10 protein-coding genes and 1 tRNA gene are annotated in these 10,467 nt (G+C 42.7%); 6 read left to right on the plus strand and 5 right to left on the minus strand.

What is annotated here, in order from left to right; translation table 11 throughout:
* Positions 1-59: 59 nt before the first annotated feature.
* The gene (locus tag VB654_RS16090) at positions 60-557 is read right to left on the minus strand and encodes a bifunctional nuclease family protein (RefSeq protein ID WP_271941547.1); all 498 of its coding nucleotides are present in this window, start codon (positions 555-557) and stop codon (positions 60-62) included.
* Positions 558-896: 339 nt separating this feature from the next.
* Here VB654_RS16090 and VB654_RS16095 point away from each other — a divergent pair, with 339 nt between their 5' ends.
* Positions 897-1,559 carry a riboflavin synthase gene (locus VB654_RS16095; RefSeq protein WP_323214784.1) on the plus strand — a complete coding sequence of 221 codons (663 nt, stop codon included), beginning with the start codon at positions 897-899 and terminating at the stop codon, positions 1,557-1,559.
* A 214-nt stretch (positions 1,560-1,773) separates the two neighbouring features.
* Here the strand turns inward: VB654_RS16095 and VB654_RS16100 are convergent, their stop codons facing one another.
* Together VB654_RS16100 and VB654_RS16105 are read right to left on the minus strand one after the other, a co-directional pair.
* Positions 1,774-3,318 (minus strand): M23 family metallopeptidase, encoded by a 1,545-nt coding sequence (locus VB654_RS16100; protein WP_323214785.1) that lies wholly within the window; start codon positions 3,316-3,318, stop codon positions 1,774-1,776.
* An 83-nt stretch (positions 3,319-3,401) separates the two neighbouring features.
* Positions 3,402-4,220, minus strand: a complete 819-nt coding sequence (locus tag VB654_RS16105) for a biotin--[acetyl-CoA-carboxylase] ligase (RefSeq protein ID WP_323214786.1) — start codon at positions 4,218-4,220, stop codon at positions 3,402-3,404.
* Between the two features lie 76 nt (positions 4,221-4,296).
* Here VB654_RS16105 and pgeF point away from each other — a divergent pair, with 76 nt between their 5' ends.
* The 3 genes from pgeF to VB654_RS16120 all read left to right on the plus strand — a co-directional run bounded on the left by pgeF (position 4,297) and on the right by VB654_RS16120 (position 6,921).
* A complete protein-coding gene (pgeF, locus tag VB654_RS16110) occupies positions 4,297-5,091 on the plus strand; it encodes a peptidoglycan editing factor PgeF (protein ID WP_323214787.1) in 795 nt (264 codons plus the stop codon).
* Between the two features lie 67 nt (positions 5,092-5,158).
* Positions 5,159-5,989 (plus strand): metallophosphoesterase, encoded by an 831-nt coding sequence (locus VB654_RS16115; protein ID WP_323214788.1) that lies wholly within the window; start codon positions 5,159-5,161, stop codon positions 5,987-5,989.
* A gap of 98 nt (positions 5,990-6,087) precedes the next feature.
* A complete protein-coding gene (locus VB654_RS16120; RefSeq protein WP_323214789.1) occupies positions 6,088-6,921 on the plus strand; it encodes a metallophosphoesterase in 834 nt (277 codons plus the stop codon).
* A 457-nt stretch (positions 6,922-7,378) separates the two neighbouring features.
* On the opposite strand, the gene VB654_RS16125 is transcribed toward VB654_RS16120, so the two are convergent.
* Together VB654_RS16125 and VB654_RS16130 are read right to left on the minus strand one after the other, a co-directional pair.
* Positions 7,379-8,329 (minus strand): WD40 repeat domain-containing protein, encoded by a 951-nt coding sequence (locus tag VB654_RS16125; RefSeq protein WP_323214790.1) that lies wholly within the window; start codon positions 8,327-8,329, stop codon positions 7,379-7,381.
* Between the two features lie 50 nt (positions 8,330-8,379).
* Positions 8,380-8,994 (minus strand): J domain-containing protein, encoded by a 615-nt coding sequence (locus VB654_RS16130; protein WP_323214792.1) that lies wholly within the window; start codon positions 8,992-8,994, stop codon positions 8,380-8,382.
* A gap of 31 nt (positions 8,995-9,025) precedes the next feature.
* On the opposite strand from VB654_RS16130, the gene VB654_RS16135 reads away from it, so the two are divergent.
* Both VB654_RS16135 and VB654_RS16140 read left to right on the plus strand, forming a co-directional pair.
* Entirely contained in the window at positions 9,026-10,123 is a 1,098-nt protein-coding gene (locus VB654_RS16135; protein WP_323214791.1) for a tocopherol cyclase family protein, read from the plus strand.
* Between the two features lie 43 nt (positions 10,124-10,166).
* Positions 10,167-10,240, plus strand: a tRNA-Arg gene (locus VB654_RS16140).
* Positions 10,241-10,467 lie beyond the last annotated feature (227 nt).

Raw genomic sequence — 10,467 nt, forward strand, 5'->3', positions numbered from 1 at the left:
TGCCCCCTGCCCCCTGCCCCCTGCCCCCTGCCCCTTGCACCCTGCACCCCTGCCTCTATCTAGCTATCGCCATTACCAAAGCCCTTGATTAAATCTTCGGGGCGAAGATTGGAGATAAATTCACGGAAGGCTTGCTGTTCTGCTTCATCTGCGTCGCGATCGACAGGGATTGAAGCATCGGAAACCACTTCTTCCATGACCCAGATTGGGGCATTTGTACGGAGAGCAACTGCGATCGCATCACTGGGACGTGCATCAATTTCTTTCTTGATTTCGCCTTGCTGGACAATTAAGGCCGCATAAAATGTGTCCTTTTGTAAGGAGTGAATAATTACTTTTTCGAGAATCATGGAACATGACTCTAAAAGATTCACTATTAAGTCGTGTGTTAACGGTCTGGGAGGCTTTTGATTTTCTAGCGCACCCATAATTGCCCTCGCCTGTTCCTGTCCAATATAGATTGGTAAAGCCCGCCGATCTGAAGCATCCTTCAAAAGTACAATGGGACTGCGGGTTATGGCATCTAATGCTATGCCAGCGACTCTCATTTCAATCATTGCCTAAGCCTCTACAATCCTTTTAATGATTGGGTGCTGTGTAACAAATAATACTGTTTTTTCGGGTAATTTGAGGGCGGGAATAAACATAAGCATTGTTCTCTATAATTACTTCTATTAAACTCCGAACTTGTTGTGAACACCAGAGTAAGTCAAAGTGGTCTACTTAGACAATAACCTTATTAACCAAGTATGCCTTGTGAATGATGCGAATGTGTTAATAAATCTATAATAAGAACGGTCAGAAATTATACTTAATATGTTCGGCATTAATGTCAGAATTACAGTGGATTTTTCGCAAAATTAGACAATAAATAGAATTAGTTTGAGAAAAAAGCCGTGTTTACAGGATTAATCCAAGCATTAGGAACGATGAAACCCGTAGGGGGCGATTCGTGGCAAATTACTTTTGTAAGTCAGTCCTCTGCTGTCATTATGCAGGATTTGGCTTATGGCGACAGCGTGGCTGTAGATGGAGTTTGCTTAACAGTAGAGAAGATTTTAAACAATGGGTTTATTGCCACGGCTTCACCGGAGACTCTACGCCGCACAACTTTGGGAGAAGAGCAAACACAACAGGGATACGTCAACTTAGAAGCTTCGCTGCGGGTGGGGGGTAAAGTCGGGGGTCACTTTGTCATGGGTCATGTAGATGGTGTTGGTCAATTGGTAACGGCCGCACAAACGGCGAGTTCTTGGGAAATGACTTTTACTGCACCCGGAGCGATCGCGCGGTATATTGTCCCCAAAGGTAGCATTGCTGTGAATGGTATCAGCCTGACGGTAGCTGAGTATGAGCCAGAATTGTCTCAGTTTACAGTGGCAGTAATTCCCCTCACCTATGAGGACACAAATCTCCGCTATCTTGTCTCTGGCAGTTGGGTAAATTTAGAAGGAGATATTCTCGGCAAATATGTAGAGAAATTTCTTTCCCCTAGCAAAAAACACCCACAAACCGATATAGTTACACCTGAGTTTTTAGCAGAACATGGGTATTCGTAATTAGGGAGTAAGTAGAGACACGATTCATCGCGTCTCTACAAGAAAGCAGGGGAAGCCAAGTTGCTTAACATTTGACCGTGCCAATTTTAAATTTTGGATTATGGATTATCGATTATTTCGTCGGTACAAGCCCCGCCCCTTGTAGGCCGAACAAATCTAAAATCGTCAATCTAAAATCCAAAATTGATTGACTTTTGACTCCAGCCTTGCGGTACTAGCTATCTGGGTCTTGGGTAACGCGAGCTGTTTGTAAAGCTTGTACCATCTGACTGAGGGCGACTTGTAATTGTACACCTGAGTCAACAGCAACCCAACCTTCTGGTTTGAGGTGGCGGACTTCAAAGTGTAGGTGAGGCCCTGTAGAGTTACCAGTGCTACCCACTCGCCCAATGACGGTTCCTTGTTCTACTCTTTGACCGGGTTGAACAAAAAGTTCTGACAAATGAGCATAGAGGGTTTGTTGAGCAGAAGCGTGATTAACAGTAACGGTTAAACCATAACCACCCATCCAGTTGGCATTTTGTACTGTACCTGCTGCTACGGCTACTACTGGTGTACCCGTTGGCGCTGCTAAATCTGTACCGGCGTGGAAGCGGCGATCGCCTGAAATTGGATGAATTCTCCAGCCAAACACAGAACTAATGCGAGCAGGTATGGAAAGGGGAAACATCATGCCCCCATCGCCACGATAAGCAAGTCTCCCAGTGAAGGGAATTTGTGGCAGTACAGATGCTAATTGAAAGTCGTAAGCTACTGTACTAGGTCGGGGTGCAGTCTTCGCTGCTGTTATGGGTGGGGTTAGAGTTTCACCACGAGATACAATAGGAGATGCAGTGGCAAAATCGCTGGGGTTAGGGATAAACCGATTCGGGCGATAAGCAGTTGTACTAGCACCACTAGATGCACTCTGATGAGGACTCCATTTGCTGTTGCTGTTATTAGTGGCTACTGGTCGAACTGCTCCAACCTTCGCTACCTGATTATTTTGACTAGCTTTCAGCCAGTTGGGTGTTGTTTGACCATCAGAATTAGCTACTCGTTGATTACGGGAAGAATCCTGGGGTGTTTGAGCGCAATTACTGAGTGATATAGTTTGCCCAGAGGGTAAAACGGTTTGGCAACCACTAGAGCGTTCTGTTAACACCACAGATTTGGGGGCTTGATAAGTAGCCGCAGTATTGGTGTTGTAATTGTTAGGATCAATATAGGCGTTTTTATAATCCCTGGTTTTGTCTGCGGTTGTACTAGTGTTGCTGTTTGTGTTATTTGATGGTCGGGCGATTTCTGGTAGTTTTTCCGGTAATGTTCGGAGTTTCCCCGGTTGGGCTACTTCTGTTTTGGGCTTCTCCAAAGTGACATTTGCTTTGGGAGTGGAAACCTCAACTTTGGGCTTCTGCTGACTCACATTTGCTTTGGGAGTGGAAACCTCTTGTCTGTTACGTAGTCTTTGCCTCAAATCAGCTTGCTTTTCTGCAACTTCTGGCTGCGGTTGAGATAGCGCCGAAGAAACAGTTTCTTTTTTGATCTTAGCTGGGATAAATACTGTTGGTTGAGAGCTTTCAACAGTGGGAACAATATTATCTATACCTGTTTCTGTTTGAGCAATTGCCAAGCCGCCACTTAAGAAACTAACACTACTCAGCAGAAAAAAGCTTTGTGCTGGTAGCGTAGATGCGTAAATGTGGAACAGCTTTCCGTAAGGATGTGGTCTTGATGAGTTGTTTAAATGGTTATGGGCAGATTTATGGCGCTGCGTCATTGTTTCTCTCAGTTGTTTTAAATTAGTCTCAAGAGATGATGTCAGTGGTTTGTCTTGCCCAATGAGCGAAATTTTGAACAAACCTATAATAAAACAGAAGATTTAGAGTAACCCAAACTGATTGTACCGGGTTCGACATAAATTTCTGGTATTTTTATTTCATTTGAATCATCTGTTTCAAAAGATACATGAAGATTCCCCTGTGAATTTACGCCGATGACAGTGCCTAAAAGATTATTGATATATACCTGCTCACCGATATTTGTCAACAAATCTAAATATCTAGACAAGAGTACACTTACTCCTTCTTGGTAGAGACACTGTATACCGGATTCTATTCCCAATAAAACTGTAGAAGTGAGCATTTCTAAACCAGAGATAGCCTGAGTAGGCTGGGAAATTTGCCAGGATTCGAGATTGATGCCAGTATCGGGGACTGGGTTAGCCCAGTTAATGCCGACACCAATCACTGCTTGTATGATCTGTCCATTGTGGACTTTTGTTTCCGTCAAAATGCCGCCGAGCTTGCGACCGTGCAATACTAGGTCATTAGGCCATTTAATGCCCACACTTACACCGCACTGACGTAGCGCAGAGGCAATTCCCCAAGCACTGGCTAAGGTGAGTTGATAACTAGCAGTAGCTTCTAGTTTAGAAACAAGACCCACCGAAAGATATAATCCCCCAGTGGGAGAATTCCACTGACGGCCCCATTGTCCTCTACCAGCAGTCTGCTGAGTGGCAATTACTACAGATTTTTTATCCGCCCCATGTTTCAACAAGTCCCACAGGGTTTGATTAGTTGAGGGAACACTTTCAAAAATATGTAGGGAGGATGGTAAATAAGTATCCCCACGTCCCGATTTCAGGGCAGTTTCCAAGAGTTGCCGATCAAATCCCACAGCAGTTAACCTAAATCCCGTTGTTCAAGTTAGCATTAATTGATTGATTTTTATTTCTGTTTAGGTTTGGTTCAAGATGCACACTTGGCACTGGCACAATTGGCAAGGACTACCCTATCTTACTAGTAGTCTTCTCAAAGATTGGCATCACGGCTTCTTTACTCAACAGTTTTGGCCGCGATCACCTCAAGATTTAACAAAAGCATTGCACCCAGAAGCATCAGCATATCGCTTAAAACAGGTACATGGCAATATAGTTCTGACCCCACAAGAAATCCACAGCAAGTTAAGGGCGGGTGGAGAGGACGTTACAGGTTCAGGAGATGCGGCTTTAGCCTTGGGGGATGGTGTGATTAGCGAACAGCCGCTACAAGCTGTGTGGGTGGCTAGTGCCGATTGTACACCTGTATTAATTGGTGATGTCAAAACTAGACAAGTAGCAGCATTACACGCGGGTTGGCGGGGGACTGCGGCGAAGATTGTTCCCCAGGCGATCGCCCGATTGCAAAATCAAGGTAGTCAACTCAATGATTTACGGATTGCAATGGGGCCAGCGATCGCCGGGGAGGTTTACCAAGTTTCTTTGGAAGTAGCGGCAGAAATTGGTGCCAGCATTACACACCATGAAGAGGTACAACAGATTATTGATGCTTTACATGAATTACCAAATTCACCTTTGTTAGCAGATCCCGAACCCGGAAAAGTCAGATTGGATGTGCGACGAGTCAATGTTTTACAACTGGAAAGCTTGGGTATTACCACCGAACAAATAGCGATCGCGCCTTATTGTACTTACCAAACTCCAGAATATTTCTTTTCTTATCGTCGGGAACAACAAAAAAAAATTCAATGGTCAGGAATTGTCAGGTGATTACGGGACTTATGATGATTTTTTAGCTAGACTGTAAGCTCCATAATTAAAGTTTATTCAACACCTTATGCACTGGTTATTATCTGGACCGTTGAGTATTGAGAGGTTAACGGTTAAGATTGCAGATTTGCCTGCATCTTTAGAAGGTAAGAAATTGGTGCAAATGTCAGACTTTCATGATGATGGTTTGCGGCTGTCAGAAAAAATGTTAGAACAAGCGATCGCTGCTAATAACAGATTAAAACCAGATTTAGTCTTATTGACTGGCGATTTTGTAACTACAAGCACCGAACCCATTCATAAACTAGCTTCACGACTCAAACAGCTAAAAAGTCAAGCAGGAATTTATGCCGTATTGGGTAATCACGATATATATTACAAACACTCAAAAAGCGAAATTACCAACGCCCTAACTAGCATCGGTATTCACGTTCTGTGGAATGAAATCGCTTATCCTTTCGGACAGGAATTACCATTAGTAGGACTAGCGGATTATTATTCACGAGAGTTCAATCCTACAGTAGTAATGAACCAACTAAATCCTGACATACCTCGGATTGTGTTATCTCATAATCCTGATACGGCTGAGTTACTGCAAGAGTGGCGAGTAGATTTGCAATTGTCTGGTCATACACACGGCGGCCAAATTGTGATTCCCGGACTAGGGCCTATATTAGTGGGCTACAAAAAAATTCTGCAAAATATTCCTCAGAAAGTACGGTGTCGCTTTCCCTGTTTGCAAAAAAACTACTGGATTATCCGTCATTGGGAATGGTCGCAAGGTTTACATCAAATCGGAAGCAATCAGCTGTATGTCAATCGTGGTTTGGGAACTTATTTGCCAGGACGTTTATTTTGCCCTCCTGAAGTTACAGAAATTATCCTCCAAAGGGCATAATTTATCAATACTAAACATTAATTTTTGGCACTTCCTCAAGATATTTTTTAATTTTTGATAAGCTGTAAACACTGGTATGAGGAGTCTGGTGTTGCCCTATGCACTGGTTGTTTACGGGACGTTTAAGAGTAGATAAAATAACGGTTAAGATTGCGGATCTACCACAATCTTTGCAAGGTACAAAGCTGGTACAGTTGACAGACTTTCACTATGATGGGGTGAGAATTTCTGAAGAACTTTTAGCCCAAGCGATCGCTGCTAGTAATGAAGCTGAACCTGATATCATTCTATTAACTGGCGACTATGTAACCGACGATCCTACACCAATTCACGAACTAGCTTTACGACTCAAACATTTACAAAGTCGCTGTGGTATTTATGCCGTCCTCGGCAATCATGATATACATTACAAGCACTCCCAAGCAGAAGTAACATCTGCCCTGACTAGCATAGGTGTTCATGTTCTGTGGAACGAAATCGCCTATCCTTTAGGAGAAAATTTACCAATAGTAGGACTAGCTGAATATTGGTCACGGGAATTCAACCCCTCACCAATTATGAACCAACTCAATTCTGATATACCCCGCATTGTTTTATCCCATAACCCCGACACGGCTAAAATTTTGCAAAAGTGGCGCGTAGATTTGCAGCTATCTGGACATACCCACGGAGGTCATATTGTTATACCAGGATTTGGCCCGGCAATTTTTCATTATCAAAAGCTGCTGAAACAACTTCCTAAAAAACTGCGTCGTTGGCAACCATTATTACTAGGAGATTGCACAAAAGTAGTAAAATATTGGGAATGGGCAAAAGGTTTTCATCAAGTGTCAAACAATCAATTATATGTCAATCGTGGCTTAGGAACTTATCACCCAGGACGTTTATTTTGTCCACCTGAAGTTACTGTAATTACCTTAGTTAGCCAATAATTATTTATTTAGATATTCGTAAACCGCCACAAGTTACGACGGAAAAGTATCTGTAACCCACGGCGGTTTATTAAATTGGCAATTTTTCGAGAAGATTTAAAAAACAGGGTAAACTAACTCAAATAATGTGGACAATTTTCGCAATCGTTGATCTCAAAATCGAGCATCCTTGATTCCGATAAACAGGCATCTCTAGCTCGTAAGTTCAAATACCTCCAAAAACATCAATTAACTCAACGCGGAAAAAACTTTTAGAGGATGCGACAACTAAGTAATGATTGCGAGGTTATTAGAGCAGGAGGCACAGGCTCTAACTTCAATGTTTTAGTTTAATTAGCTCTTAACCTGTTTGTACCTTGCTCTTAATTTAGCATCCTGTATTCCATTTATGTGAGATGTTTACCAAACTTGAACAGCATTAATTTGTTGTAATAATTTAGTAATTTTTCTTAATATTTTAGGTTTTCTCTGCTTGAACAGGCCACAGCATGATAGTTTGATCACCACTTCCACTCACTAGGGTTTGACCATCCGGGCTAAAAGCGAGGGAATGAACTGATTCTTCATGTCCTGTCAGATTGCGGATGAGATTTCCTGTATTCATCTGCCACAGTTTAATGGTCTTGTCCTTACTTCCACTAGCTAGAGTTTTACCATCTGGACTGATAGCGATAGAACAAACATGGTCAGAATGTCCAGTCAAAGTAGAGATTTCTTGACCGTCTTTCAATTGCCATAGTTTAATTGTCTTGTCCCAACTACCACTGGCGAGAATCTTGCTATCTGGACTGAATACCAGAGAACTGATTCCGCCAAACCAGTCAGAATGTCCGATGAGAGTTAATACTTGTTGTTGATCTAGATGCCAAATCTTGATAGTTTTGTCATTACCAGCACCACCACTAGCTAAAACCTTTCCATCTGGACTGAAGGCAATACATAGAACATCATCGGAATGTCCTTTGAGTGAGTATTTTTCCCTTCTTGTCTCTATTGACAACAATTTGACGGTTTTATCTTTACTACCACTGGCTAAAGTTTTTCCATCGCAGCTAAATGTAACACAATCTACTTTGTCTTCATGTCCTGTGAAAGTGCAAATTTCCGATCCTGTCTGCACATTCCACAATTTCAGAGTTTTGTCATCACTAGCACTTGCTAAAGTTCGACCATCTGGGCTAAAAGCTACAGAATTAACCGCCCCAGACCAAGAAGATTCGCCGTGACCTTTAAGGGTGCGAGGTTCGTTGTTAGTTAAAGACCACAGCTTGATGGTTTTGTCATCGCTACCACTGGCTAGAGTCTTACCATCTGGACTGAAGGCGACTGATTTAACTTTGTCTGAATGTCCTTTGAGTGTACGGACTGGTATTAAGTTTTGCATAATTGGTTTGAGGCGATCGCTCATACTAAAAACATAGTAAATTTATTTGTATTCTAGTATTGCAAATTACACATTCATCGCGATCGCCTATTTATCCTCAACAGCCTTTTGATTTGCTGACACCATCTGGATAACAGCGATTTACGCCGGAATACAGGCTTATATGACCTTGACCATCTGGAATATTGCGATCCATTGGGAGTATCATGTTCTAAGTATGCGGCTTTATTTAAATCTGAAGCAGCTCGATATTCAAACCCCAGTTGAGAACAAACGAAGCCCCGATATTTGTAGGCTTCCACGTAGTTAGGATTGAGGCGAATGGCTTTGGTAAAATTAGCGATCGCTTCCTCATATTTTCCCTGGCTGGCATTTTCCACGCCGCAGTTATAAAAACTTTGTGCATCCCAGCGCTGGACAGATATGTTTACTTGATTATTTGATGTCTTTATAGGCGTAGCAGAGGGCGCACTGTCAGTATTTAGCTGTTCCGACTTCAGTTTGTTGTAAGCTACATTGATTTCTTTGATTTTTGCCTCTGCTTCCTGTTTTTGCTGTGAGTCAGGAAAGCGATCAGGATGCCAAATTTTCACCAGCTGACGGTAAGCTTGCTTCACCTGTCCTTGTGATGCATCGGGTGTCAGTCCTAAAATTTCATAAGCATGATTAATATCAAAGCGATCGCGCATACTCAAAGAAACAGGCAACTATATTAAATATATGTTAACTATTCCCCTAAACCTTCTGCACTCAACCCAAACTCCTCACAGTGGATATCATTGGGATGGTAGTAATCGTCGCTTCTTTGAAGGTTGGTATGATCGCGTAACCTTACCCGATTGTGGTCAAACATTCGCCTTCATGTACTCCATTGAAGACCCCATTGGCAGTCAACCTTATAGCGGTGGTGCAGCCCAAGTCCTGGGGCCAAATGATGAATATATATGGCGTACTTTTCCTGATGTGCAAAAATTTTGGGGTAGTCGAGATGTTCTCGGATTAGGCCATTGGGGTAAAACTAACCTCCACACCCCAGCTTTGTACCTCCCCCCGTCTGAGTTTGAAAATCATGTTCAAGAAGGCTATCAAGCCACAGCCACCTTAAATCAGGGAGCAATTCGTGATCCTGCTACTGGTAATTATTGCCGTTGGCTGTACGAAATTCAGCCCATATACTATTGGGGAAATCAAAATAGTATTCAGCAATCAACCGCCGGCTGGGTGTCATCTCTACAGATTTTTGAACCAGGATGGCAAATTTTAATGGCTCACGGTTTAGCCAGTGGTTCAATTGATTGGAATGGTAGAATCTATGAATTTACCAACGCGCCAGCCTACAAAGAAAAGAACTGGGGTGGTGCTTTTCCGCAAAAATGGTTTTGGTTAAATTGTAATAGCTTTGATGGCGAACCTGACTTGGCTTTAACGGCTGGTGGTGGTAAGCGTGGTGTGTTGTGGTGGATGGAATCTGTGGCCATGATTGGCTTGCACTATCAAGGTAAGTTTTATGAATTCGTTCCCTGGAATGCAAAAGTTGAGTGGGATATTCAGCCTTGGGGTAGATGGCAAATGCGAGCCAGGAACTTAGATTATGAAATTGAATTAACCGGAACTACCCATTTACCTGGAACACCCCTGCGTGCGCCGACGGCAAATGGTTTGTTATTTTGTTGTCGGGATACCATGCAAGGAAAATTAGATTTGGAGTTACGAAAATTAAGTGGGGGAAAATCTCAAACAATCCTCAAAGCACAAAGTTCTCTTTGTGGTTTAGAAATAGGTGGCGATTCTTGGGATAATTCTTGGCAATCTAGCTAAGACTACTGCTATCATAGTATGTGCTTGCATATGCTTTGTAGTTGGGGCTGTAGCTCAGATGGATAGAGCGAGCGCCTCCTAAGCGCTAGGTCGCCGGTTCGAGCCTGGCCAGTCCCGTCCTTTAAATAAAAAGTGCTGAGTGCTGAGTGCTGAGTGCTGAGTTTAAAATTAAATGGCTTTATAAGTGACAGGGTTTTAACCTTGCTCCTTCTTTTGAGTTTTCTATCATCACCCAATTTGCGTAGCATCCCGTCTGGTATGTTTGACCAAAAATGGGGTTGGATGTATTTGATGAATTTTCCGATCCAGTGTACGATGTTTCACCAATTGCGATATATCCTGTT

This window comes from Nodularia sp. UHCC 0506 (assembly GCF_034931045.1).
Lineage (GTDB): Bacteria > Cyanobacteriota > Cyanobacteriia > Cyanobacteriales > Nostocaceae > Nodularia.

What these genes read in the sequence shown, in the direction of transcription:
- VB654_RS16115 (WP_323214788.1), top strand. Translation starts at nt 5,159, where the DNA reads ATGCACTGGTTATTATCTGGACCGTTGAGTATTGAGAGGTTAACGGTT.
- pgeF (WP_323214787.1), top strand. Translation starts at nt 4,297, where the DNA reads ATGCACACTTGGCACTGGCACAATTGGCAAGGACTACCCTATCTTACT.
- VB654_RS16100 (WP_323214785.1), bottom strand. Translation starts at nt 3,318, where the DNA reads ATGACGCAGCGCCATAAATCTGCCCATAACCATTTAAACAACTCATCA.
- VB654_RS16125 (WP_323214790.1), bottom strand. Translation starts at nt 8,329, where the DNA reads ATGAGCGATCGCCTCAAACCAATTATGCAAAACTTAATACCAGTCCGT.
- VB654_RS16120 (WP_323214789.1), top strand. Translation starts at nt 6,088, where the DNA reads ATGCACTGGTTGTTTACGGGACGTTTAAGAGTAGATAAAATAACGGTT.
- VB654_RS16130 (WP_323214792.1), bottom strand. Translation starts at nt 8,994, where the DNA reads ATGCGCGATCGCTTTGATATTAATCATGCTTATGAAATTTTAGGACTG.
- VB654_RS16090 (WP_271941547.1), bottom strand. Translation starts at nt 557, where the DNA reads ATGATTGAAATGAGAGTCGCTGGCATAGCATTAGATGCCATAACCCGC.
- VB654_RS16135 (WP_323214791.1), top strand. Translation starts at nt 9,026, where the DNA reads ATGTTAACTATTCCCCTAAACCTTCTGCACTCAACCCAAACTCCTCAC.